We start from the raw sequence: 25,574 nt of genomic DNA on the forward strand, positions 1-25,574 counted from the left end.
CCAAAGGCTGTTAAATCCTAAGCTTCCCAACCTGCGCCACTGACCGCTGCCTGCGCCAGTGGATGCAAGTCTTCCCCATGATGCTCCGTCTGCCAGGCCAGCAATTCCTTGCGCATGCCGGGCGTCCAGTACAGTTGCAGGTGATTGCGCACGCCGAGTACGGCCTGTTGCTGATCCGGTTCAGTGGCAAAGTACTGGGCAATCTGGTTGACCATTTTGATCAGGTTGGCCGTGCTCATCGACGCACCTCCGCTTTAGCGCCACGTGCCTGGCGGCGATCCTTGAGCAAGCGGTCCTGCTCGTCGCTGAAGGCCTGGTAGCGTTTTTGCCACTCGGAAGGGTGGTAGACGCGACTGACTTCCACGGCGGTGACCTTGTACTCCGGACAGTTAGTGGCCCAGTCGGAGTTGTCGGTGGTGATGACGTTGGCCCCGGATTCCGGGAAGTGGAACGTGGTGTACACCACGCCCGGGGCGACCCGTTCAGTGACCCGCGCACGCAGCACGGTCTGGCCGGCGCGGCTGCCGATGCCGACCCAATCGCCTTCGTTAATGCCACGGCTCTCGGCGTCGGTCGGGTGGATTTCCAGACGATCTTCGTCGTGCCAGGCCACGTTCTCGGTGCGCCGGGTCTGCGCGCCGACGTTGTACTGACTGAGGATGCGCCCGGTAGTGAGCAGCAGCGGATAGCGATTGTTAACCTTCTCCTCGGTGGGCACGTAGCCAGTGAGCATGAAACGCCCCTTGCCGCGCACGAACTCCTCGATGTGCATGGTTGGCGTGCCGTCCGGCGCAGCGGCGTTGCACGGCCATTGCAGGCTGCCGTGGCGGTCCAGTTCGGCGTAGCTGACGTTGGTGAAGGTCGGCGTCAGGCTGGCGATTTCATCCATGATCTCTGACGGATGTTTGTAGTTCATCGGGTAGCCCAGCGCGTTGGCCAGGGCCACGGTGCCTTCCCAGTCGGCCTTGCCGCCGAGCGGCTCCATGACTTTACGCACGCGCGAAATGCGCCGTTCGGCGTTGGTGAACGTGCCGTCCTTTTCCAGGAACGAACTACCCGGCAAGAATACATGGGCGAACCGGGCGGTTTCGTTGAGGAAAATGTCCTGCACCACAATGCATTCCATGGCCGACAGCGCCGCAGTCACGTGCTGGGTATTCGGATCGCTCTGGGCGATGTCTTCGCCCTGGCAATACAAACCTTTGAAGCTACCGCTCAGAGCAGCCTCGAACATGTTCGGAATACGCAGGCCCGGATCCGGTTGCAGGGTGACGTTCCACGCCTGTTCAAACTGCGCCCGCACCACCTCGTTGGAAATGTGACGGTAGCCGGGCAACTCGTGGGGGAAGGAGCCCATGTCGCAAGAGCCCTGAACGTTGTTCTGCCCCCGCAATGGGTTCACGCCCACACCTTCGCGGCCGATGTTGCCGGTGGCCATGGCCAGGTTGGCGATGCCCATCACCGCCGTGCTGCCCTGGCTGTGCTCGGTAACGCCGAGGCCGTAATAAATCGCTGCGTTATCGGCGCTGGCGTAGAGGCGGGCGGCGGCGCGAATGTCGGCCGGGGCCACACCGCAGATCTCGCCAAGAACTTCCGGCGAGTTTTCCGCACGGCTGACCTGTTCGCTCCAACGCGCGAAATCGCTGCCCTCGCAACGGGCGTCGATAAAGGCCTGATCGAGCAAACCTTCGGTGACGATGACATGGGCCAAGGCGTTGAGCATGGCGACGTTAGTGCCCGGACGCAGGGCCAAGTGCAGTTCGGCGCGGGCGTGCACCGAGTCCACCAGGTCAATGCGCCGTGGATCGATGACGATCAGCCGCGCGCCTTCACGCAGACGGCGTTTGAGTTGGGAAGCGAACACCGGGTGGGCGTCGCTGGGGTTGGCGCCCATCACCAGGATCACGTCGGCCTGCATCACCGAGTCGAAACTCTGGGTCCCGGCGGACTCGCCCAGGGTTTGTTTCAAGCCATAACCGGTCGGCGAGTGGCAGACCCGCGCGCACGTGTCGACGTTGTTATTGCCGAACGCGGCGCGCACCAGTTTTTGCACCAGATAGGTTTCTTCGTTGGTGCAGCGGCTGGACGTGATGCCGCCAATCGAGTCGCGGCCGTACTTTTGCTGCAAGCGGCGGAATTCGCTGGCGGCGTAGGTCACCGCTTCCTCCCAACTGACTTCCTGCCACGGGTCGTTGATGTGGTTGCGGATCATCGGTTTGGTGATGCGATCCGGGTGAGTGGCGTAGCCCCAGGCAAAACGTCCTTTGACGCAAGAGTGACCGTGGTTGGCCTGACCGTTTTTGTCCGGAACCATGCGCACCAGTTTGTCGCCTTTCATCTCGGCGCGGAACGAGCAGCCCACGCCGCAATAGGCGCACGTGGTGATCACGCTGCGTTCAGGCTGGCCGAGTTCGACCACGGATTTTTCCATCAGGGTCGCGGTCGGGCAGGCTTGCACACAGGCGCCGCAGGACACGCATTCCGAGTCGAGGAAGTTCTCGCCCCCAGCGGCGGAAACACGAGACTCAAACCCGCGCCCGGTGATGGTCAGGGCAAACGTGCCTTGAGTTTCCTCGCAGGCACGAACGCAACGGTTGCAGACGATGCACTTGCTCGGGTCGTAGTCGAAATATGGGTTGGACGTGTCTTTCACATCCGCCAGATGATTCTCGCCTTCATAGCCGTAACGCACCTCCCGCAGGCCGACCTGACCGGCGACGGTTTGCAGCTCGCAATTGCCGTTGGCCGAGCACGTCAGGCAATCCAGCGGGTGGTCGGAGATGTACAACTCCATGACATTGCGGCGCAGGGTCGCGAGCTTCGGCGTTTGGGTGTGCACGCTCATGCCTTCAGTGACCGGCGTGGTACAGGACGCCGGGTAACCGCGCATGCCGTCGATTTCCACCAGGCACATCCGGCACGAGCCGAAGGCTTCGAGGCTGTCGGTGGCGCACAGTTTCGGAATGGTCGTGCCCAGCAGCGCCGCGGCGCGCATCACCGAGGTGCCTTCGGGCACGCTGATGCTGCGGCCGTCGATATTCAGGGTCACTTGCACCTGGCTTTCACGAGCCGGGGTGCCCAGGTCGATATCGGTGTTCGGGTCGAAGAGGGTGATCATTGGTCGGCCTCCGAAGATTGCAGACCGAAGTCGGCGGGGAAGTGCTTGAGGGCGCTGACGACCGGGAACGGCGCCATGCCGCCCAAGGCGCAGAGCGAACCGTATTGCATCGTGTCGCACAGGTCCTTGAGGATGATCGCCTGTTCATCGCGACCGCTTTGGTCCGGCGCGGCCAGCATGCGGTCGATGACCTCAACGCCGCGAGTCGAACCGATGCGGCATGGCGTGCATTTGCCGCAGGATTCCTCGGCGCAGAATTGCAGGGCGAAACGCGCCATGTGCGCCATGTCCAGGCTGTCGTCTGCCACCACCACACCACCGTGACCGAGCATCGCGCCGATGCCGGCGAAGGCTTCGTAATCCAGCGGTGTATCGAAATCCGCGGGCGGCACCCAAGCGCCGAGCGGGCCACCCACCTGCGCGGCTTTCAGCGGCCGGCCACTGGCGGTGCCGCCGCCGTAGCCTTCCACCAGTTCGCGCAGGGTCAGGCCGAAGGCCCGTTCCACCAAGCCGCCGTGACGGATGTTGCCCGCCAATTGGAAAGGCATCGTGCCGAGGGAACGGCCCATGCCGTAGTCGCGATAGAACTGCGCGCCCTTGGCCAGAATCAGCGGCACCGAGGCCAGGGTCAGCACGTTGTGTACGAGGGTTGGCAGGCCGAACAATCCCTTCAATGCCGGAATCGGTGGCTTGGCGCGAACGATCCCGCGCTTGCCTTCAAGCGAATCCAACAACGCAGTTTCTTCACCGCAGATATAAGCGCCGGCACCGACCCGCACTTCCATATCAAAGGCCAGACCGCTGCCCCCGACATTGGCGCCGAGGTAACCGTTGGCCCGGGCGATATCCAGCGCCTCGCGCAAGGTCGCAACCGCCTGTGGATATTCCGAGCGCACATAGATGTAGCCGTAACTGGCGCCGACGGTGATGCCGGCAATCGCCATGCCTTCGATCAGCAGGAAAGGATCGCCTTCCATCAACATGCGATCGGCGAAGGTGCCGGAGTCGCCTTCGTCGGCGTTGCACACGATGTATTTCTGCGCAGCCTGGGTCGCGCGAACCGTGCGCCATTTGATCCCGGCGGGGAATGCCGCGCCGCCACGGCCACGCAGGCCTGAATCGAACACTGCCGTCGCGGTTTCATCGCCGCCAATCGTGACGGCCCTGTTCAAACCCTCGAAACCACCGTGGGCTCGGTAATCGTCCAGCGACAATGGTCGGGTGATGCCGGCGCGGGCGAACAGCAGGCGTTGTTGGGTCTTCAGATAAGGCAATTCTTCCACCAGGCCCAAGGCCAGTGGGTGCGCGGAAGGGTCGCCTTGCAGGGCATCAAGCACGGACGGCACATCAGCCGCCGTCAGCGGACCGAAGCCGATCCGACCTTGCGGCGTGTCCACTTCCAGCAGCGGCTCCAGCCAATACAGGCCACGGGAACTGGTGCGTTGCAGCTCCGGACTGGCAAGGGCCAGCGCCACCTCATCGGCTCCGACGGCGCGGGCCAGGGAATCGCAGGGCAGATAGAGGCTCATGCGTCCTCCCGGCAAGCGTCGAGCAGGGCATCCAGACGCTCGGCGCTCAACCGCGCATGCACCTGACCATCCAGCTCCAGGGCCGGCGAACAGGCACACGCGCCGAGGCAATACACCGGACGCAAACTGATACGGCCGTCGGCGCTGCTGCCGTGATCGTCCAGTTGCAGACGCTCACGCAACTGCGCGGCAAGTTGCTCGGCGCCGCGACTCTTGCACGACTCGGCGCGGCACAGACGCAAGATATGTCGGGCCGGCGGCGCGGTACGGAAGTCATGGTAAAAACTGATCACCCCACGAATCTCGGCCTGACTCTGGTTCAGGGCGTGGGCAATCTCGGGAATGGCGGCATCGGGGATGTAACCGAGGCCAGCCTGAATATCATGAAGAATCGGCAACAGCGCACCCGCAGAGCCTTTATGGCGCTCCAACAGGCTGTTGACCAGCGGCAGGTGCAACAACATCTCATCAGGCATACAGCATTCCTCACGGTCACGGACACACCAGAAGGTCGTCGGTTGTCCGAAAGTGTCGGCTGCGGCGTTCACACCACGTCACGGTATCGTGGCATTTTCAGGCCGGTGGCCAGGCACCCTGAGCGGGCATCTTGTTGGGCCCGGTACGGTCTTCGCCGCACCTCTTCAGGGCATAAATTGCAGCTTGCCACGCTGGCATCGGTTCAACTGCACAAAAGCGACGTGCTCGGTTCTTTCCACGACCACCCGTTAAGTCTAGAAGAGCACTGACCAAGGCGCGCACTGTCTGAAATCTTTTGTGGCACAAGCACTGCACACCCATCCACTACAGTGAACGTACGATGCCGTTCGGCGCGAACTGATCGCCAAGGAGTCAACATGAAGAAAGCCATCCTGCCGGCGCTGGTCATCCTGATCGCCGCCCAAGCCCCGGCCTACGCCATCAACGACAAATACCGCAAACAACTGGAGCAATCCGGCTGCACCCAAGTCAGCGAAACCCAAGGCTGTGATATCCACAAATCCAAGGCAGAAAACGCCAAGGCCGGTTTCACCAACCCCGCCACCGACACCCCCAGCACCCCAACCCCCTACGTCGGGCAATGGGTGGCCAAGAGCGAAGCCGGCGCGACCGTCGCCACCATCCGCATCGACGCCAAGGAACAAGTCTGGGTCAACGGCAAACGGGTCAACGCCAAACGCACCGACGGCACGCTCCAGTTCCGCCAGGGCAAGATCACCTTCACTATCCAGGGGGATCGGCGCTTGCAGAATCAGGATTACTGGATGGACAGCGATGCCGGGACCAAAGGACCGATTCAAATCGAATAACAGGAGCGACACATGATTGATTTCAACAACAAGGGATTCTTCAAACTCAAGCAAAACGAAGAATACGCCCAACGCGTTACCGACCTTTTGCTCGACGGCGAACACGTCATCGACGCCTACAAATCCATGCGCGACGGCGTCGTCTTCACCAATAAACGCATCATCGCCGTCAACGTCCAGGGCATCACCGGCAGCAAAAAAGACTTCACCTCACTGCCCTACAAAAACATCGTCGCGTACTCCGTGGAAACCTCCGGCACCTTCGACCTGGACTCCGAACTGGAGATCTACTTCTCGTCCCTGGGCAAAGTGAAATTCGAATTCACCGGCCGGACGTCGATGGTCGAAATCTCAAAACTGATCTCCCAACACGTCCTCTGACCCAAACACGAAAAAGCCCCGAAAACTCGGGGCTAAACACTCTCTCAAAAACACCACAACCCTCGTAGGAGCAAAGCTTGCTCGCGAAAGCGATAGGCCAGTCGCCACCTAACTCAACTGACACAACCCATCACAAACAACCGCTACCCCCCAGCCTTCTCCGCCGCCCGCTTAGGCGGCACAGTCGAAGGCCGATCCCGCGTCAACACCTTCACCGCATCATCCACCAACGCCTTACTAAACGACGTCAAATAATGCGCAGCCCAGGCATGACGGTCAGTCTCCCGGTCATACGCAGCCTCTTTGGTCAGCGACTTCGCCAGACACAGAAAGTCCGAAGCCATCGACAACGCATCACCCAGCGGCACATCGCGAGTGACGTGGAACAGCGGTTGGTCTGCACAGTAAATGGCCGGGGTCAGGCCGATGGTTTTGAGTTCGGGTTGATCGGTCATTGGGCGTCTCCGGTGATGGAGAGGCGGTGGGGCAGGGGGGAAGCGTTATGCGATTGGGGGGGGGCGTAGAGGGGAAAGCCAAGTTTTGTACGGATTGATGCTGCGCATTATCAGACTCCTTGATATGAGGAGCTGCCACGTCCGTTTCCACACGAATGGGTGACAGCTGTGCGCGGGGTGGAAAACCGGGAATCAAGGAAACCGGCACGCCCGAAGACGTCCCACGCACAGCCGCCATAACTCACGCCGCAGACACAAAAAAAGCGCCGGCAGACGTGATGGGGGCGCTGTTGCGCCTTGAATTACACGGGTTTCCACACCCGGTCGCTGAATTGGCAGCGACGGACCGGAGATTATCGCGCAGTCTCTTTTTCCGCAACCTTCGAATTTATTGACGCCGAGCCACCCGTAGGTGTTGAGCAAGTCCATTGTGGTTAGGTGTTTTGGCATAAAAAAGTGGACGGTACGTTCCCATAACGGGCTTTTACTGTTATGGAACATCGCACTCAGGAACAAAAATAGTAGGGAGAGCTTCATTTCGAGCGGAGGAGTCGATCAAAATCCAATCTGTAATTGAAGGTGGAATTCCAGAAATTGGGTTCAATCTCCAATATTTTTCCCAATGATGGAAACGGCTTGCAAAAGATCCGGTATCTCGATCGTGTAAGTGTGTTGATATTAGGTTTTTAATATCTTGTAGTCCCGCCTCTAGCGGTGAAACGATTCGGCCGCGCATGTTGGAGGTTTTAAGGGTTTGTATAATTTCATTCATTTTTTCTAAAAACTCAGATTCCTCAGAAGTTTTTAATTCAACAATTGGAAGGTAAGCTACTAATTGAAGTGGTACGGCTAACGCTTGAGGTCTTGGCCGCCCCTCCTGCATAAATGAAGGATCTACATCAGCTATTACTATGGCCTGTTCACGTTGTCCCAATGCGTCGGCTGCTTGATTGTAATAAATTCCTTTCGACCAGCCTGCATAAGGAGTAATGGTGTCAGTATGTAATGATAGTTTTTCTCTTACCCAACTGTTTCGACCGATGAAGCAACTCCCGCCTATCGCATATTTGTCTTTCACTGCATTGCAAAATACGGTTGTTGCTCCGCCCGATAACAACGTCGATTGGCCAAACACCCAATAGTCAGCAGAGCGATTTGTCATCGCAGGGACCGTGATAATTGATCTACGCTCTCCTCCATCGCCCGCAATCCCTAAATAATCAGCCATAGATTTTAGATCTTCAATTATATGCTGTTCTGCGTTCTCCAATGACATGGTTGCACCAAAACGCAACGCTAGCTTATGTAATTCTGCAGCTAGAGCTTTATAGTTTACAGGGCTCATAGGTAAGAAAAGTTCTGAGCAAATAAATTCAGCTAAGTGCTCTAAATGCTTTAGTTGTTTAGAATATTGTAAAATGGCAGATGGAGATAATGGAGTGCCTGGGTTCTGACGTTTGCCATATATAGATCTAGACTCAATTTCTTGTAGAAGGTTTTCTGCTGAATATAACGGCCGTAGCTTATCTAATAGAGGGGAAAAAACCTCCGAAGCGGCTAATGATGAATATTTTTTTCTTCTGGAAAAAACACAAACAATACGATCTCCGGAAATTAAATCTAGAGGAGCAAGAAGTGTCATCATTGCACTGTGCTCTCCGGATATATGCGGAGATAGGTATCTGTTTGTAGATTCTGTGCCGAAGTTTTTTAAGTGGTCCGTGAGCCCAAATATTTCGTGATGAGTCTCGGTGAAGTTTGCGTCATTAATATTGCCGTGAACTTTATATGTGCCAGCTAACACAGCAGGGCACTTTGGCTTTCTACTTAATATGTCTTGAAGCCATTTAACGGTGTCAGGCCTGACCGAGTATTCAGGTAGTACCAGAAGATCGACTCTGAATTTCTCGCAGGTTAATAATGCCTCTAGTATTAATTTTCGACGCCGTTCCTCTATCTTGCTTTCTTCCATTGCTGCGGGGGCGGTAACTGGAGGCCAACTAATGTTCTTTTTTTCTATATCAAAGATTGGATGGTGGTAAGACTCATCTACCTCCCACTGCATTAGAGCTATTCTTGTATGCCCAGGGGATCTTCTTTCCCTAAGGCTCCACGATTGTTCCTGCAGATCTTTCCAAGAATAATTTAATTGAGTTGGAGGTGATATAGTAGTTATGGGATCTATGCCGTCGTTAACCTTAGTTTTATCTGGTGTCTGAGGGGGGGGGATGTTCTTTGCGGAGTCTCCAGTCTCTGAAGTTGTGGTGGGGGTAGCGACAGTTTTGTAAGTGTTTTCTGGGGCAGATAAAATATTTGATGAGTGAGAGTCGACGTTTTCTTCTTGATCGGAATTAATCAAGAGTTTTTTTAAGCGGTCACTTCTAGCACTTATAAATATTAGGTTTCCCGTGGAGTCGGTAGTTTCATTCCACTTGCTAAGTATTCGGCTTCCGTGTTCGACCCGTTCAGGTTTATAGCCGTCGGATATTGATATTTGCCATTTCTTAACTATCCACGATTCTCCAGTAGCATCAGAAAAGGAATGCGTGTTTGGTTCAAATTTCCAAGATGCGACAACACTGCGAGTGTTCAGTTTTAAATTAAGTTCCGCTTCATCTAAGCAGCGCATGCTTTCAAAAAAAAGTGAAGAATTCCAAATTGATATGATTTGCTCGCGTTCAAACTCAAAGGGCCATTCGTTTTCATCATTGTTAGCATGAACTAAAAATGGCAGCGATAGATAGTTGGCGAGTATTTTGAATTGTTCGATGATTTGAGTATTCCATTCCTTTTCTATTGGGCGCTTTGACTCCCCGCCTAATAAACCTAAGCGTCCTGCTACTAACACCACCCATCCAAATGGTGTTATATCATTGAAGCTAGACTGTGAAGCGCCATCACTCACAAAGCGTCTGAAGTTTGCGCATAAAGTATCAATGGAGTCATCCGGGTTCTGGAAAGAGAAACCCTGCTCTTCCAACTGCCAATTTTCTGCAAGATCACCGTCGGAAGGGTAAGGCCAATCTTCCTCTACTCCTAAAGCTTGAATACAGAAGGCAAGTTCACGTAGCCAAGATGCAGCAGAAGCGATTCGTAATCCAGCTAGAAGAATTCGGAAATTGGCATCATCAAAGTGACCGGTTTCATCGCTACTTAACAGTTCAAGTCTTTCGCGCAGGTCAATGTATGATCTGGATATCTCTCTTTGGCGGCGATAGTATGCAGTAGGAGTTGATGTGGCTAGCCGTTGTGACCAGCTGAGCGGTATTTGGCTCGTAACTCGAATGGCAATTCGCTCCGCAAAAGCCGCGGCGATACCATAAGACTCTAATAATATGTTGGCGCCGATGCGGATATACATCGCCGCAGATTCTGTCTCGCTCGCAAGTACATATGCTACAGCTTTTTTAGAAGAGGCCTCTTTTGGGAAGTTTCTAAGAAGATGTAGTGATCTTGAAATTGTGGCCGGAATAGAGTGGTCGGGTAGCTGTTTTAAAAGTTGTCCGTTAAAGTAAGTGCCGCGTAGTTTTCTGAAAATATTTCGCAATAAGTGAGCGGAGGGCTCTAAGGTGTCCCTTATGTCTGAAGTAATATCTGCAAAGGATTCGAGTGCTGCGAATTGATCGATGTCACGGCGAAAACCAAAAAGTTCCGAGAGGAAAACGCCTATCCGCCAGTATTGACCATAAAGCTCAGGTATGTCAAAAGTCCTTAATCCTCGAGTGCCGTCTTTAATATATGCGACCCCATCGAGAAATGAAGTTGGATACGAGGGGGTGAGTAAGGATATTTTTAATAGTGCGTTATCATCAGTGTTGGGTCTGCTGTTGGTTACTAAATATGGCCAGGCCGAGGCGTACTCTTGAGAAAGTTCTTCATCAGCAAAAAGATCTTCGTTTATGCGAGAAATTGAATCAAATGTATCTGCGACCCATGTTAGGTTCTCGATGGCGTCATGAAATGATGGCGGACTGATCAACGCCCAGAATGTATCTGTGGAGTTCCAGTCGGCTTCAAAAACAGCTAGTTGGCCATTGAGATTTAGTTTCCAATCAAGATTAAAGTCAACAGCAGGGTCGTCTTTGTTTGCGATCTTGAACATAGGAACATACTGTTCACTTTGATCTTCTTGCGCCAAAGTGATCCACCAGATTTTTGTTACTTTTGTCCAGCAGCCAATATTTTCTGATGATGAGCACAGAAGAAGACCCTTCGCCGGAATTCCTGGAAGAGGCGGCAAAGGTAGCTTGGGTTCTCCTTCTTGAAACAGGTGTTGACGGTTTGCTAGTAAGGTAGGGAACGATTGTCGAGGGGCTATTGCTGCAAGCGTCTGCAACGCCAATAGGACTATTTCTCCATTGGCACCTGGGTTCGCTGTGTTCTCTATTTCTCCCCCAGTTCTGAAAAGCTCTCCTAGCAATGGGAGGAACTTGTCACTTGTTAGCTTAAATTGTGGTGTAGTAATTTTTAGACGATTATTGATTTTTTGTAAGTCGTCCGAAAAGACTGACAAAGGATCTTTTGTATTGGTTGGTTGATCTATTGATAATGCAGCTATTGCTTGATGTATGAGGAGAAAGGCATCGCCCAAAACGTTTCTTTGATTGTCATGCTGAGTACCAATTGATGCGAGCGCTGTCGAGTCTTTCTTCCAAGTGTCTGTATAGGTTATTAGAGAACGTTTTAATGAAGTTTGCAGTGTTTTGTTCTGGGATTGTATAAGCTCAAATACGAATGGAGTTTTGAATGTTTCTGTTTGTAGATTTTTTGCAAGTTGTGCGGCTTTCCATTGGATGCAAATTATACGCTGGATAAACATTCTGCGAAGTTTCTTATATCCTGCTCCCCAACCAGGTGGGGTAGGAACGGTGGGGTCTGTTGTAGAAAGAAAGTATCGCGAAAATTCATATTTACATGCCGCTACAGCAAGTTTAGATATGCAAGATATTTTTGTACGTGTCTCTTCAGAAGTTAGCCCTTGGTCTGAATCATTTGCACGCTCGAGTAGAGCCTCTAACCCTTCCAGCGCATAGATTGCAGGATCGTCCCATGGGACACTCTCATCAAGATAGAATGATACTCCTGTAGAAATCGCATCCCAAATATTCCAGTATTTAGTCAATATGTCTAATGGATCAGAGTCTTCTGTTTTGAGTGCAGCTAGATACCAACTCCAGCGAGCAGCTTTTTTAAGTTCTGAAGGGCGTAGATCCTTTGCGCGTAATGCGGTAAAAATTTGGTTTTGAATTATATGTGGAGGTACTACGTATAGTCTTGCATCACTTAGCAGAGCTAACGATGTTTGGCGTGTCATCTCCTCCGATTGCCACATGTCCCAATCGCGATTTGTGGACTCGAATAAAACGGGCTCCTCTCTAGGCCCTGAAGCTGTGAGAGCACGGCCTGACGTAAGGTGTTGGGAAAACTCTTCGGTTGTCATAGGTGCAAAACTTTCTTTTGAGATCATTTCTAATCCAAGAGAGTTAGCAATGTCTTCTGTTGTTGCTCGAAGGACGTCCAAAACATCTAGGTTTTCCCCTAGTAGAACTACGTCATCAACATAGCGCGCATAAACCGCCCTTGTTTTACCGTCGTCGTTCAGTTCTCTTAATTTTTTACGGAAGGCATTGTCGAGTTGAAACAGCAGGGCGTTTCCTAGCCAGGCAGACAGTACCGGTCCTTGCGGGATACCTTGCTCATAATCGGATTGCTCTAAATTACCTGTATCCGGATGGAAGTAATTAAATCCAAAACTTTGGTCTAAAAGGTAATCCACTACCGCGTTCTGGCGCTCATCTAAAAGCTTGTCTGGGCGAAATAACGGTGCAAATATCTCTGGATTGTCTAATGTAGAGTGTGCGGCATTAATGCTTTTAGATAACGTGGCTTTAATTATTGAACGTTTAATATTGTCGTAGTATCTTTTTAGATCAAGACGAACCATATGGACTTGATCCATTTTATTGCCTTGATTCAGAAGTGATGAAATGAATTCTCTCCAACATTCAAAGTATGGTCTAAACATACCTCCGACGGTTGGGGGGGCTCTTCCTTCAATTGCATCCATATCAATTTGATATGCAAAGCTTAAAGTCTCGTTAACGCTAACACCTGGAGATTCTCCGGTTGTTTTTGTTGTGTTGAGGGAACGGTAGTATCGAACGGCTGGTATGCAACTGCTATATGATGTTTTAGAATTATTGTCCAGTCGCTCGGTAAGCAACTCGTTCATTAGGTATTGCTGTATTATCAAATCCTCTGGACAGGGCATCGTTTTAAGGCGTTCCTCCGATTTTCCGAATCCTCTGGATACATATGCTGCGTCGAAGGGCTCTATAGGTTGGAATTGGTTTTGCGTTAACCTACTCGATAAACCTTCGTTAAATGCCGTTGCAGCCAGTGAAATTCTCCGCCATCCTGCAATATCCGATAATACCTCTCCTTTATTCGCGCCCGCATGCGCTACTTCTCGCGCAAGGTTTAAACGTAAAGAAGCTTCTTCTGTTGAAATCTCTTGAAAGTACTGATTGGATGCTAATATTGTTGGTTGCTGAATAGGGATAATATCTGATTTCCAACTTTCGTCTGCTTGAGAAGACTGCTGATGAATATCAGTAACTCTTGATAGTATGTTGTTTGTAAGTTTGGCTAGGTGATTTGAGAGTCTAGATTTTGCACCGTAGGGTATGGATTTCCATCTAGAGTTATCGAGGACGTCGAGAGGAAGGATCTTCAACCTCTCAGCGATAATGGCAACGGCTGCAGGGTGAGTTGAACGCTCTAGGAACTCAAATACATCTTTCGGGTCCTCGACGAATTTGAATAGTTCATCCGGATCTTTACCAAGTGCTATTTCAGAATTTAAGTGGTTTTCGTTTGGCCAAATAAATGAGATTTCGGTACGTATATCCTGATCTGTTTTTATTAATGTCTCGATTGAACTTGCTGCTCCTTTGAGTCCTGCCATATCACGATCAAGAAAAAAACGTACTTGTAGTGGTATGATTTCAGGCAAAGTACTCGCTAGTTGAGCAATGGTTTTTGCCTGGTACTCTGATAGTTTTGACCCTAGTATAGATACAGCGGCAAATCCAAGCGCCTCTAAACGCAGAGCATCAAAAAGCCCTTCGCATATGTAAAGTGTAGGTGTATCGTTATTTTTTAAACTAAAGCTTATTTTTTGAAAAGCTTCATAAGCTCTATAAAGAATTTGAGCTTTGGGTAAACCAGGTGTGTATAGATATTTTGGCGCTCTTGAGGTTTCATCTAGTTTTCTTCCCGCAAATCCAACGATTCGACGATTTAAGTCTCGGATTGGAAGTAAGATTCGTGGGTCGTTGAAGAAATCTCGGTATTGTTCATCTATGTCTAAATGGTGGTTTCCCGTTACGGCTGATTTGAGGCGTGTTGCTCTAATTAACCCCGAGCTTTCAAGCTCCCCTAAGAGTTCTCGATATTTTGGATAGTTGTTTTTTTCTGAAGTGATCTTGTTGGTAAGGAGTCCTGGGGTGGAGAAGCATATTTCAGCAGACTCAATTGTTGGTGCTGATATTTTTCGTTTTTCTAGCCAAGTATTTAAAGCGCTGATCTTTTTGTTTTTGTATATGGCTAATGCTTTTTCGTAAGCGCTAAAGTGATATCCTTGTACGTCTTTTTTGCTAGTTTTTTTTGGTGTGGTTTTGTTAGTGTTTGTGGTAGTTTCTTCCAGTGAAAGGCCATATGTGGTAGCTAGCCATTTTACTGAAGATATGAAGTCGATATTCTTCACTTTTTGAACTAGTTTGAAAATATCACCGTGAGCATTACAAACATAACAATGATAATGAGACTTGTCGTTTGCCGTACTAGCATACAGCTGCATAGATGGATTATTTTCATTATGCTCAATACATAAGGTGACGGCTCTCCCGCTTGATCGTTTTACCGATAGTCCCAGACGCTGCGCGACGTCTTCTATTTCGATAGTATTACCCAGTTTTTCAATCATTCGACTGAGGTTTTCACCAAGCTTTCCTTTGCTCATCTTATGTACGTCACGAAAATGGTTTGCCCGAATGTACCATTCCATTGCAAAAAAAACTCTTTTGCCTTTTAGAACTTTTCAAGGCGAAAAATCGGGTTTCACGGCTTTGATCGCTAGTTTGCCCTGCTCTTCAATTGACCAGCCCGCAGACTAAAATCTCGACGGCTAGGCAGCGAATGCTCGCGGCTCTGGCGCGTGCTGCGGTCTCTGCGTGATGTCATGTATCTACCGTTCGAATCGGGCACGAAACCGCGTTGGTGCCGTTGTGCCTGTTGTCGATGAATGCCATCCCTAGCCGCACTCTAAAAAGTCCGCCTATGCAAGGGATGCACTGCGATCCTAAGCTGCCCACGATTTGATGGCGTTGAATAGGACGCTGATTGGCTATGTGTAAAGGGCTGACTCGACAATTGGGGTGAAGCGCAGCATTCAAAATGACGGGCGTAATGGCTGCTGGAGATCCTGTTTTTTTGGAACCACTGTAGTGGTTGTTAAACAGGAGGCTTGTAGTCGCGACACCTACTGCTGCAGAGCCTAGGACTATCAGAGGTGGAGTAGGATTGCGAACGCTATGCTTTACCCGCGTGTTGCAGGGGACTGATCATTCACTGAATGTCTTTTAAGTAATCTTTGAGCGCCATTAGCGGCGCTTCAAGCAGACCTATCGTCGGCGCACTACTGAAATCAGCAGCCAACCGATCCAACTCCCGCCCCAGCGGCGTATCAACACCACCTATAGCCTCCAACGCCAACCCCACACAATGCCCCACCCGAAACTGAATCCCCTCAACATCCCCCCGCCGCACCAGCAACCCAAAAACCTCCCGCTCATAATCACTCATGATCGGATCATCCCGCAGTATCGGGCTTTCCCCCTCGCGCTCATAAGCCAGCTTGAGGGCGAACAGGGCAACGGTTTCCAGTGGCAATTCCATTGTGTGAATCCTTGATTCGTTGGCTCGGCGATTTTTAAGACGGTATCTACGGGGTGGTGGAGGGCCAGGCACTTTATTGCAGGCGAAAAAAAAGGCCTTGCAAAGCAAGACCTTTCTTAATTTTGGTGCCCGAGGGAGACTCGAACTTTGGTCTGCAGGCGCCATATTAAGCTGTGGGAGGGGTGGTGTCGCCAAAATCTACTCACATTTCTACTCACAACAGTTGCCGCTGCTTCCTGACCGATGGAGAGTTTCCTCTGTTCGTTTACGCCCCAGCGTCCTATCAGCGCTTGCTGAGCCTAAACAAGCTTGCTCAGACCATAATCAAGCAATGCGCCGATGCAGATCAGGCCGATGGCCAATGCGAAGGGATAAAACAACACTTCGCGCTAAGGCCCGCAGGACTATTTCAGTTGCTCGCTGGACCTGGCTTGTATGACGCGTTGTTACTCATAGAACAGTTTGGTCTGCTCGTTATGCTGTTCAAGCCGTACAGTGATTACCTGACGGGGCTTTTTTGTACCCGAAATGCCACACCAAGGAATGGTATGGATTCCTAATTGATTTTGCTCTGGCCACGCGTGCTCTACTGGGTTGAGAGCAGCTCATTTGGTTACCTGTGATGGTTGGTCAGAATTTGGCTAGACGAACAGCTGTAAGCTAGCAATTACAGACATTGAGATTGGAGCGGCGAGCGAACTTGCGTCACGCCGAACAAGCCTATCGCAGCTGCTTAATGCGCTCCTGGAGAGCCAAGGCGACTGGGATGTTCATGGCGGCAAGTGCAGCCGCTATCTCGATAAGCGCCTGCCGCGCCTGAGCGTATTGTGACAGGGCCTGCGCGTCGGAACCCAATGCCGCCGCCACCAGCTCCACTAATGCGTCGCTCGTACCCTCGCGGTACCAGCGACTGGAAGCCTCGCGTTCCTTCAGCATGGCGGCGAGCCAGCGAAGCCCGTCAAGCCGAAGTGGGGCTCCGAACTTTGTCGTCAGGAAGTGGCAGAAACGCGTTACGCATTCTTCGTCGCGAGCCAAGTGCGTAACGGCCCAGCGTTTATAGAGATCCTTCATCCGGAGAGCCGCGCCAAGGTGCAGCCGGGACAGGGCATCTTCGTTCCCGAAGCCAAGCAGTTCGCAAGTCAAGCGCTCGCCGTAGTACCAGAGGCCAGGTTGAGACCAATCAGCTGAGAGGCCGTACTCCGCGGTAGCCCGCCAGACGCGCTCAAATGCCACCGGGTCGTCACCTTTCCCGAGGCGCAGGAACAAGCTGCGAATGAAGTGCTGCAGCGCGGAGTGTGCGGCCGGACCGTGGACAAGAACGGGTTCCCAAACCACGCGCTCTTCCCCTACGGGCGCCGCGATCGACAGGGCGCCGAGTTTCAGAAGGATGTCGTAGCCGAGGTTCTGGCTCGGCAAGTCGTACTCGCCATGCTTTTTCGCGCGCGCCTTAGCGCGCGTGGTGTCGTAATCCCAGATGCGCAGCGCCAAGCGCGTGTCGAGATTGCGGTCGCCAGTGCCACTTCCTTCGATGAGCCAGTTAAACAGGACTTCGAGGAAGTGACCGTCCAGCGAACCACCTCGTTCGCGCTCCGGCTTTCCGCGCCAATTTTGGTCGCCCGCATTATAAAGCCGCGTCCGGCGCTGGACGTCCAAACGTTCTTGGCCCGCGACGACACGCTTGAAATCGAGCTCATCCGGCGTCGCGCTCAGTCCACGGAGCGGAAAGCGCCGAAGTCGTGCGAGCCATACCCTCCAGGCTCGCTCTGCATTGTCGTCATCACTGTGGTGCGGAGCGAGCTGGATGAGGCCCGACCACAGGAGCCCGGCACGGAGCAGCCGCCACCACGCGGTGCCAAGCTGCTCTCGATTGGCGTAGGCAACACCGACCACAGCGGTGGTCGCTTGCGTGTCGCCACTCGTCAAAAGGCGCAGGACGGCGGTCTCCCATTCCTGAGCGCCATCTCCATCGGTGAACCAAAGGTGCATGATCGCGTATGCGACAAACTTCAGTTCGTCTGTGAGGCTCCCGATGCGCCGCCCGCGAATCTCTTCTCCTGTCGACGCGACCGCCGCTACTCCGGCGCGCACGACTTCGAGTACGTGCTTCTGCGCTTCGGCATTCTGGACGAGCCAAGCACCTCCCAATGCGACGAGCGTACCGGCCGCAGCGAAACGGCAATTCGATTTTGCGGCCTCATCTTTACCTTCCGCTCCGGCCTCACACTCTTGGATCAGATTGAAGAGATATGCGGCTTCATCGTCGTTGAGCAGTTGGCCGCCCCGAAGCCGCTTGTCGCACCAGTCTGGCCCGAGCAGGTACGCGAGGGTTGGCACGCTGTCGGTCTGCCACGACTGCACTTCGAGGCGCAGTTGATCAGGGTACACGAGACATTGGGTCTCCGCGCCCGTCGCTGGGTCGGTGACGGTCTGGTAGTTGACTCGGTCGAGCGCGGCGAATAGCAGCTTGAATTCCAATGCTTCCTTCGGGTCTTCAGGCAGCACCCAGGTCGGAAGCAGGGCTTGAAGGCGCCGCGCAACGTTGTCGTTAACCAACAGGAGTTCAACAACGACATCGAGGAACTTTTGCTGGCGATGGGGCGCCAGGATCCAAACGCGCGCGAAGTCAAACATCGCCTGGCCACCCCGAAGCCCGTTGCTCCACGCGATGAAGTTGTCGCCCACCTGTTCCACGCGGACGCGGTCCCAATAGAACAGTTTTGAGAATGTAATCAGGGCCGCGAGGGGCCCCATTAGCAACGACGGTCGATACTTGGCGACGTTAAGAAGCACGCATACGAGCGCCGCAGAGTTCCCCTCCCGGAGTATCCTCTCGATATCAGCGGTGATGTCCTCACCCGCGTCGAGCCGCAGCGTCAACCAGCGCTCCAACGCATCGAGAACGCAGAACAGGTTTCCGTTGCGCATTGGGTCATTGGACTGCGGCCAGCCAAAAACCTGCCACCAGCCGGGGAAGGTCTTATACGATCCGTCCGCGAATTGCAGTGTCACCCCGAGAGCCTCACCGGTGCGCCCCTTCATGACCTCGGCGACCCAGAGTTCCGTGCAAAAGTTCACCAGCATGATGAGCGAGGCGAGCGCCGTTTCCGGCGCCAGCTGTAAAAAAGGAAAGAATGGACTCTTCCAGAAGGCCGTCGGGTACGCGTCCCGGGTGTATTCAAGGCCGAGTTCCATACCGAACCCATTGGTCCCGTACACCCGTTCCGGTTGTTCTTCGATGATGAGCGCAAGCAGGACTTCGGCCGCCAGCTCAGGCTGCGCACGCATCAGAGACTGGATGCCGTTATTCTTGATGCACGCGGTCCGGAAATCCATGTCGACCCTGTCGCGGGCCCCTGCCGGCCAAGGCGGCAATCGCTCGCGGAACGATCCGAGGGATGGCGGCATCCGCTTCCGTTCTTCGTGCCGTGCCTTGTACTTGGCATCGGTCTTCAGGCGCTCGGCGTGCACCTTCGTATTCTGTAGCTGAGCCTCGGCGATGCGTCTCCTGACGTCAGCATCGACCTCTCGGCGTCCTGCGAGTTCGAGCGCCCAGTTTCCGACCTCGTTTGGCAGGTCTGCCGCGCCAGCCAGAGGTGCGGTGTACAGCGACGACTCACGCATTAGGTACATCACGCCGTGGCCCTTCTCGACCTGCACGGTACGAGCCATGGCGAGCGCCATCTCCGCCATCTCCAGGCGGAAAGGCATCGGATTGCCGCTGCTCAGCATGTGTGGCGTCTTTACTAGCCAAGTCTCGATGACCTTTGCGAGAGCGGATGAAACCAAACCAGCCAGTCGCTCTCGCTGGGCGATGAGAAAGCGGAGAACGGGCGGCCAACGTCCGAAGACAATCGAGCGGTCTTGCGCCTCTATGTACAACCCGACCACCGCGCTCAGTCCCATTCCGCCGCCGGTCGGCACCGTCGCGATTTGGTGGAAGCGCAGAAGCAACCGCGTGAAGTGTTTCGCACCGTTGCCGAGCAGGAGGTCGAAGCGTTCGTTCAGGAAGCGCTCGGCGTAGGGATCCAAGCAGAGCGCGTCAAGGAGGATATCGCCCGCCAGATCGTTCTTCGCGGCTTCCGCGAGCCGGAAGGCGACGTCCCAAGCCGTGCCAGTCTCGGCCGGCTGTCGCAGCAGGAACTGGCCTAGCATCCGGAGAGCGTTTGTCCAGAGCGGATTGCTGGCCAAGGCGGCCCACCGCGGCGTGTCAGTACAAATCTGCTTCAGGAACTGGAAGCGCGCCCAATCCGCCGCGAGATCGTGCTCGAACTCGATGCGGTTGGTCCGCTCGTCCAAGCGCAGCGGAAGCTCCACTGGCCACCGCGTGAGTGTCGCCGCGTCCGCCGGCTCCAAGTCGGTCAGCGCGAAGCTGCGCTCGAACGAAGCTTCTCGTTGGGCGAGGCGCATCATCAAAGCCTGCAAGTCGGCGCGATCCTTCGTCCAATACTTCCAGAGGCGGTCGGCGATGGCGGTGTGAGACGCCAGTCCGCCGACGTTCGCCCCCAGCGCTGCACCCGCCTTGATGACCCACGCCAATGTCCGCAGGTTAGTCAGCGCCAAAATGGTGTCGTCATGCGCGGCCAGCCAGCCCAAGGTGGGCGAAGGCAGAAGCGCCAGCTTCACCGCATCGCTCTTGAGTGCTTCGACCTCGACAAGATGCGCTTTCCGCCCGCCAAGTATAGTCTCTTCGTCTTCGACCCAGCTATGCGTCTGCGTAACGATGACGACCCGCCACGTGTCCTCGGCCTCTTCGCCGTCACTCGCCAAGATAGCCTGAAGCAGCTGGCGGATGACGACGAACTCGCTGGCCTCAATGCGTTCCGCAGAGTCGATGACCAACACGTTCTGCGGCTTGACCGTGGCGTTTAGCACTAGCGAAAGTTCGTGCGTGAGAGGGAGGGCACCGCGGCGGGCGGCGCTAAGCGCCGTCTTCAGGTCTTCCGAGCCGAACCACACCTGGTTCCAGAAGGGGTACGCGCCGTCCAACACAGACTTGATCAGCGCCGATTTGCCCGAGCCTGACTCCCCGAAGACCACCGTGAACGGGTGGTCGGCGACAGCTGCTTGGAGCGACGCCTTCTCCGCTGTTCGCGGGATGACGTAGCCAGACGGTAACTCCGTCTCTATCCGCGCCTTGTAGTCCACGGTGATGTTGAAGAGTGTCTCCCAATCACGCTCGAAGTCCAGATGATGGCGGAGGCCGAACTGAACCCGGAGCAAGGACAATAAGTCCAGTACGGTGATGGTCCCGCTGCGAAGGCGCACCTCCTTCGCGACGTTGATGAGGCCCTTCCAAAGAGTCTGCGCTTCGTCGACGCAGCCAGACGCGAGCAAGCGGCGGCATTGCGCGATCGCCTGGGTCTCGTTCTCGGAATGCGCGAACTGCAAGTCGGTCGGCAGCACGTGCAGGCGGCGAATGAGTTCGATGGTCTCCTCGTCGGACGCGCCGCCGGGCTTCTGGACGCTGTCGAAGACGCCAGACTGCCTTTTGTTGCTGCGGACGCGGCTCATAGCGAGTGCGGTATCCGTGCCGCTGCACGCGTTCTTCACTTCGCGCCACGCCGGGTCGAACGCCTGATGGGTGCCGAGCGTGACCAGGGCCAGTCCGTCGGCTGCTCGGTTGAATAGCGCCTGCGGGTCACGCCACTGTTCCCAAGCGCGCATCACGAAGTCCGCGGGGAGGCCGGCCGCGGTCACCTGCAAATTGCCCTTCGCGGAGATCGCAAGCCGCCGCAGCGCGGTGGTGGTCTTGGCCGTCAGCAGCAGGTCGTCAATGCACCATCCCAAGGTCGAGACTTGGGCTTGGACCTGCGTGAGTACGCCGCCGATACCCGGTGCCTGCTCACCTGACAGGGCCTTCACTAATTGCCAAGCGCTTATCAGGTCCTCGAACTCGAACCCGGCGCCGCTCGTCGACCGCAGCGTCGCGGACGCGCGTTTCGCGCTGCCGCCGCCAGGAGCTTTCGGCTTCGATGTGCTCTTAGATGGGGCCATTAGCTTCCGAACGCTTGTAGCTGTGCCATATCTTTTGGCGAGAAGCAGGGGGGGCAGGCTCCTCGCAGCCTTATGGTGGGCTTGAAGTGCGTCGTAAATCCCCGATTGCTAGTTCAGCAACACTGAGTTGCGCCGGCAAAGTGTACAGTTGAGGAGGTGCCGAAGCCACCGTGCCGGTAGCATCCGGGGCAGACCTCCTGAACGTCCCAAAGAGTCAAAAGCGGCCTGTCAGTCAGATGGTAAAAATGATCCTGATTCGACAGAGAAACTGCTATCTATCCGCGCTCTTTCCCCTGAGCTTGGCCAACCCCTGCTTGATGTGGCCAGCGTTTTCTCCAATCGCCCATAGGGCACCACGAACGTTTTCACCGACTTCGGTCAGCCCTTGCTTTTCAGCTTGAAGCGCCAGCTCCATTAAGGCTGCCTCCAGCCCGAGCTGGTTCTGATACATCCTTTCCAGCACATCCGATAACGAATATTCATCTGACATGGAATCGACTCCGTTCGAGAAACACCAAGAATAGCAGCGCCTCAACACGATGATGGATGCTCAGAAACTGCTACAAAGGAATGGATTTTACGAGCAAAAGTTGGGGGGGGCGAACAGAGCTGTGACCAATGCATCATTGTAGATAGCTACTGCTTTCGGCCAAAAGCGAGCGTAGGGTCGCGCAGTCCACCTAACCCGGATCGGGCTTGTTCCAGGCTGCCAATGATGTGCTAGCTCCAAGATCGAACCAAAATATATATTGTGAACCACAATTGACATTGTGGTTCTTTTGAGCAAATATGGATCCGTCGCCTCAGGTCGAGGAGGCTTAACGGAGTGATCCTATGTCTGACGCTGAAAAAATTGAGACGGTCTCATTTACGCTGCGTAATCTGAGCAGTAGTTTGGACAAGACTATCGCTGCAGTCGCTAATACGCTTGGCAAATCAAAAAACGCTTTGATTATTGAGACGCTAGAGAGAGAGTTTTATAACTGCATATCCACGTATGCCAGATCGAATTTGCTCGTTTCTGCAATGGATTCTGAGCTCGCCAACAAACTCGGAATCGAAATCATTCCAAACTGGTTTGAAAGCGAACATACAATTCAATACGATCGCTACCTCAGTAATAAACTTGAGTTAGGCAGCGCAGATAAAGTAGATGCTGTTTTTAAGGGCAATCTCCCTTTGCTTGAACTACGTGCTAGGCAGCTAGTAGATAGGGGTTACATTCTGCTCCCCCGAGGGATTTCTTTAACTTTTGCCTTATTTATTGAGATCGCGAAGCAAGATGAAGCACTCGTTCGCGAGATTCGAAGAGGGCTTTTCGGAATAAGCGAGCACTTCTACGAAAACGTGAATGAAATTCGTGCGGCCCTATCGCTTCCAGCCATTGAGCCTGATATTTGAGGAAATATCATGGGTGGTTGGATGTAACGGAAGGTGGACACTCATTTTATGGAGCCCCGAGATGAGAGAGCCTTGATGGTAAATTCGGCAAAAAGCAGCTGTCCGCTCGGATTGCACGACTGAGGTAGCTTGACCAGCAAGTAAATGTCTGATGATATCATCGTGCCGCTACTATCTCGTTATAATCGAGTATCAGCGACGGTGCTGAAATATGGAGTTGGTGGCGAGGCAGTTAACCTAGATTACGTAGAATTTTCTCGATTAGAAACTCTACAGCCCAATATAGGTTTTCTAAAAATTGAATAAATAGGAGTTGTGGATGTCATCACTTTTCGTTAATACAGATATTAGCTGGATATTTTCGGGTATAGGTGTCACGGTTATAGCAGGAGTTGGCGTGTGGCTCATTAAACTGTTCAAACCTAAAGCTGATTCAGGCAAGTCAGTGGAACCAGCTATCAATAGCCAAACAATCGAAACGACTGGGGATAATGGCGCTGTGGTTAGTACAGTCACTGACGGAGCCGTCAGTCAAGCCACCAATGTTTCCGTAAATGTTTACCCTTCTGAGGAAAATAAACCCTCACCATTGAACGAAAAAGAGAGCAAAAGTACTTCCCTTGAAGAACGACAGCAAAAAACTAGAATCCTGTTCATTGATGATATCGACTTTCCAGTAACGGATATACTCAAAGAGTCTGGCTGGATAAATACCTCGCAGATTAAAGATGTTCAGAGTCTCGGCCAAAATGAAATACGCTACGCTGATATTATTTTTGTAGATATAAAAGGCGTCGGCATAAAGCTTCAGTTTAAAGAGGAAGGGCTCGGGCTTGCTGAAGCGTTAAAGGAGCGCTACAAGAGTAATAAAAAAGTCATAATTTACTCTTCGGAAAAAAAAGGCGCATGGTTTCATAGGGTGCTACAGATAGTCGATGGTAGTTTGCCAAAAGATTCCGATCCTTACCGATTTGAAGCTCTCATAGAAAAATTTTCATAGCAGGTACTCAAATGTTCGGCTTTAGGCTAACGGATGGCGAAGGCGCCGTACTTTTCAACAGTATTCCAGAAGAATATCTTCAGGTGGTACTGTCTGTAGAGCTATTAACCGCTTCTAAAAAATTTAAGATTGGGAAGAAAGAGTTTCGAATCTCAAAAAGCAAAAATGATAAAGCAGGTATTATATGCATCTCGGATGAGAAGACTTATATTCTAAGTTCTAAAATAATGAATCGCGAAGCAGAGGTGTTGTTGGCTGTTGCTGATCGTATTTCAGATACATATGAAGAATCCAAGACAGACCTAAGCGCGAACGTCAACAGACTCATACATAATTTGACTTCGCTCAACGCACATAATTCTTTAAGCGTGTTCTCTATAATTCCGCAGCACCTACTCTCAAAAAAATATATGACAAGGGAGGAATGGGGTGATGCCATCACAACAGCGGTTGAGCGAGATTCCCTGAAGGCAGCGAAGGCATTAATACATATTGCCAAGAACAGCATGCAGTTTAAAAGCGAAGTCAATGTCCATGCTGCTTTAATGAACGGAAAAATAGATCTGGAACTGTTGAGTCATCCGATTCATAAGGTTCTAATGAATGCAATGTATCCTTTTTTCTCAGTTTTTGATGACGCTTTAATAGACGCTCGCGTTGAAGAAACAAATGAATATATTAGATTGGATTACGATACCTTCCAAGTTGCGTTTTACCATATAATAGAGAATGCATCGAAATACGCTCGGCCTCGTTCAGAACTCCGAATCTCGGTAAAAAAATGTAAAGATAGCGGAAGGCAAACTATTACATTAAACATGATAAGCCTGAAGGTTGCGGAGCAGGAAATTGAAAATATTTTTGTCGAGGGCTACTCTGGGCAGGAAGCACAAAAATTTGGGAAAAACGGTAGCGGTATTGGAATGACAAGGGCAAAAAATCTATTGGCATTGAGTGGTGCAGAACTAAAATTCTATCCTAGGCCAGATTTACATTCTGAGATTTATATAGGAGTAGCCTACCAGACGAATATTCTCGAAATTGCGTTTGGCTAAACGTTGCTTCTTCTAGTGACACACGATATATGGCAATACATCTAACCGCGTGCCATGGCAGGGCATCAGCAGAGCCAACATAAATCTGCTCGTGGCTAACGGGATCTCTGCTGCGCTTCCTCTCCACGCAGAAACGCAATGTCAAACTCAGACCTGCTACCTTCCCTGCTGTTCAAGATCAACGAAAATCAACTTGCCTTTGAACTCGCCATCATGGAGCTTTCAAACTGGGTAGCACAACGCGATCGGTCGAAGTTGCAGACAGCGTCGCGGCCCACTAGCCGCGATAGACCGAAACAAAGAGTTCATTAAGACGACTCTCGCAGTGATGATGACGCCGAGCTCACTGACTGTGCAGCCATTTCCGAACTCCTTG

The 25,574-nt window shown here is 52.8% G+C and carries 14 protein-coding genes and 1 pseudogene; 6 read left to right on the forward strand and 9 right to left on the reverse strand.

Annotated elements, in window-relative coordinates:
* Window positions 1-17: 17 nt before the first annotated feature.
* Genes ACZ89E_RS28610 through ACZ89E_RS28625 form a run of 4 tightly spaced genes read right to left on the reverse strand, consistent with a single transcriptional unit; the run spans window position 18 to window position 5,123 of the window.
* A complete protein-coding gene (locus ACZ89E_RS28610) occupies window positions 18-239 on the reverse strand; it encodes a formate dehydrogenase subunit delta (protein ID WP_149658103.1) in 222 nt (73 codons plus the stop codon).
* The gene (gene fdhF / locus ACZ89E_RS28615; protein ID WP_476256840.1) at window positions 236-3,118 is read right to left on the reverse strand and encodes a formate dehydrogenase subunit alpha; all 2,883 of its coding nucleotides are present in this window, start codon (window positions 3,116-3,118) and stop codon (window positions 236-238) included. Before fdhF ends, ACZ89E_RS28610 begins: the two co-directional genes overlap by 4 nt.
* Window positions 3,115-4,647 carry a formate dehydrogenase beta subunit gene (locus tag ACZ89E_RS28620; RefSeq protein ID WP_463258408.1) on the reverse strand — a complete coding sequence of 511 codons (1,533 nt, stop codon included), beginning with the start codon at window positions 4,645-4,647 and terminating at the stop codon, window positions 3,115-3,117. The genes fdhF and ACZ89E_RS28620 overlap by 4 nt, the downstream gene beginning before the upstream one ends.
* Window positions 4,644-5,123: a formate dehydrogenase subunit gamma gene (locus ACZ89E_RS28625; RefSeq protein ID WP_463258407.1), complete on the reverse strand. Its 480-nt coding sequence runs from the start codon at window positions 5,121-5,123 to the stop codon at window positions 4,644-4,646. Before ACZ89E_RS28625 ends, ACZ89E_RS28620 begins: the two co-directional genes overlap by 4 nt.
* A gap of 378 nt (window positions 5,124-5,501) precedes the next feature.
* On the opposite strand from ACZ89E_RS28625, the gene ACZ89E_RS28630 reads away from it, so the two are divergent.
* Together ACZ89E_RS28630 and ACZ89E_RS28635 are read left to right on the forward strand one after the other, a co-directional pair.
* Window positions 5,502-5,954, forward strand: a complete 453-nt coding sequence (locus ACZ89E_RS28630; protein WP_476256841.1) for a hypothetical protein — start codon at window positions 5,502-5,504, stop codon at window positions 5,952-5,954.
* A 12-nt stretch (window positions 5,955-5,966) separates the two neighbouring features.
* Window positions 5,967-6,335: a PH domain-containing protein gene (locus ACZ89E_RS28635; RefSeq protein WP_149658098.1), complete on the forward strand. Its 369-nt coding sequence runs from the start codon at window positions 5,967-5,969 to the stop codon at window positions 6,333-6,335.
* Between the two features lie 143 nt (window positions 6,336-6,478).
* On the opposite strand, the gene ACZ89E_RS28640 is transcribed toward ACZ89E_RS28635, so the two are convergent.
* The 5 genes from ACZ89E_RS28640 to ACZ89E_RS28660 all read right to left on the reverse strand — a co-directional run bounded on the left by ACZ89E_RS28640 (window position 6,479) and on the right by ACZ89E_RS28660 (window position 22,232).
* A complete protein-coding gene (locus ACZ89E_RS28640) occupies window positions 6,479-6,790 on the reverse strand; it encodes a DUF3077 domain-containing protein (protein ID WP_463258405.1) in 312 nt (103 codons plus the stop codon).
* Window positions 6,791-7,280: 490 nt separating this feature from the next.
* Window positions 7,281-14,858, reverse strand: coding sequence for a CHC2 zinc finger domain-containing protein (locus ACZ89E_RS28645; protein ID WP_476256842.1), 7,578 nt, complete (start codon window positions 14,856-14,858; stop codon window positions 7,281-7,283).
* A 560-nt stretch (window positions 14,859-15,418) separates the two neighbouring features.
* Window positions 15,419-15,748, reverse strand: a complete 330-nt coding sequence (locus ACZ89E_RS28650; RefSeq protein WP_476256843.1) for a hypothetical protein — start codon at window positions 15,746-15,748, stop codon at window positions 15,419-15,421.
* Window positions 15,749-16,468: 720 nt separating this feature from the next.
* On the reverse strand, window positions 16,469-21,742 hold the full coding sequence (locus ACZ89E_RS28655) for a hypothetical protein (RefSeq protein ID WP_476256844.1): 5,274 nt from the start codon (window positions 21,740-21,742) through the stop codon (window positions 16,469-16,471).
* Between the two features lie 271 nt (window positions 21,743-22,013).
* Window positions 22,014-22,232: a hypothetical protein gene (locus tag ACZ89E_RS28660; RefSeq protein ID WP_476256845.1), complete on the reverse strand. Its 219-nt coding sequence runs from the start codon at window positions 22,230-22,232 to the stop codon at window positions 22,014-22,016.
* A 344-nt stretch (window positions 22,233-22,576) separates the two neighbouring features.
* Between ACZ89E_RS28660 and ACZ89E_RS28665 the strand changes: the two genes are divergently transcribed.
* The 4 genes and pseudogenes from ACZ89E_RS28665 to ACZ89E_RS28680 all read left to right on the forward strand — a co-directional run.
* Entirely contained in the window at window positions 22,577-23,143 is a 567-nt protein-coding gene (locus ACZ89E_RS28665) for a hypothetical protein (protein ID WP_476256846.1), read from the forward strand.
* Window positions 23,144-23,462: 319 nt separating this feature from the next.
* Window positions 23,463-24,143 carry a hypothetical protein gene (locus ACZ89E_RS28670; RefSeq protein ID WP_476256847.1) on the forward strand — a complete coding sequence of 227 codons (681 nt, stop codon included), beginning with the start codon at window positions 23,463-23,465 and terminating at the stop codon, window positions 24,141-24,143.
* An 11-nt stretch (window positions 24,144-24,154) separates the two neighbouring features.
* Window positions 24,155-25,198, forward strand: a complete 1,044-nt coding sequence (locus ACZ89E_RS28675) for a histidine kinase (RefSeq protein WP_476256848.1) — start codon at window positions 24,155-24,157, stop codon at window positions 25,196-25,198.
* 138 nt (window positions 25,199-25,336) lie between these two features.
* Window positions 25,337-25,538 (forward strand): annotated as a pseudogene (locus ACZ89E_RS28680) (hypothetical protein); the annotation flags it as partial.
* Window positions 25,539-25,574: the final 36 nt, after the last annotated feature.

The organism is Pseudomonas sp. TE3899 (assembly GCF_056279105.1).

Coding starts and splice junctions, on each gene's coding strand:
- ACZ89E_RS28650 (WP_476256843.1), bottom strand. CDS start 15,748: ATGGAATTGCCACTGGAAACCGTTGCCCTGTTCGCCCTCAAGCTGGCT.
- ACZ89E_RS28610 (WP_149658103.1), bottom strand. CDS start 239: ATGAGCACGGCCAACCTGATCAAAATGGTCAACCAGATTGCCCAGTAC.
- ACZ89E_RS28640 (WP_463258405.1), bottom strand. CDS start 6,790: ATGACCGATCAACCCGAACTCAAAACCATCGGCCTGACCCCGGCCATT.
- ACZ89E_RS28645 (WP_476256842.1), bottom strand. CDS start 14,858: ATGGAATGGTACATTCGGGCAAACCATTTTCGTGACGTACATAAGATG.
- ACZ89E_RS28630 (WP_476256841.1), top strand. CDS start 5,502: ATGAAGAAAGCCATCCTGCCGGCGCTGGTCATCCTGATCGCCGCCCAA.
- ACZ89E_RS28670 (WP_476256847.1), top strand. CDS start 23,463: ATGTCATCACTTTTCGTTAATACAGATATTAGCTGGATATTTTCGGGT.
- ACZ89E_RS28635 (WP_149658098.1), top strand. CDS start 5,967: ATGATTGATTTCAACAACAAGGGATTCTTCAAACTCAAGCAAAACGAA.
- ACZ89E_RS28660 (WP_476256845.1), bottom strand. CDS start 22,232: ATGTCAGATGAATATTCGTTATCGGATGTGCTGGAAAGGATGTATCAG.
- ACZ89E_RS28620 (WP_463258408.1), bottom strand. CDS start 4,647: ATGAGCCTCTATCTGCCCTGCGATTCCCTGGCCCGCGCCGTCGGAGCC.
- ACZ89E_RS28655 (WP_476256844.1), bottom strand. CDS start 21,742: ATGGCCCCATCTAAGAGCACATCGAAGCCGAAAGCTCCTGGCGGCGGC.
- ACZ89E_RS28625 (WP_463258407.1), bottom strand. CDS start 5,123: ATGCCTGATGAGATGTTGTTGCACCTGCCGCTGGTCAACAGCCTGTTG.
- ACZ89E_RS28665 (WP_476256846.1), top strand. CDS start 22,577: ATGTCTGACGCTGAAAAAATTGAGACGGTCTCATTTACGCTGCGTAAT.
- fdhF (WP_476256840.1), bottom strand. CDS start 3,118: ATGATCACCCTCTTCGACCCGAACACCGATATCGACCTGGGCACCCCG.
- ACZ89E_RS28675 (WP_476256848.1), top strand. CDS start 24,155: ATGTTCGGCTTTAGGCTAACGGATGGCGAAGGCGCCGTACTTTTCAAC.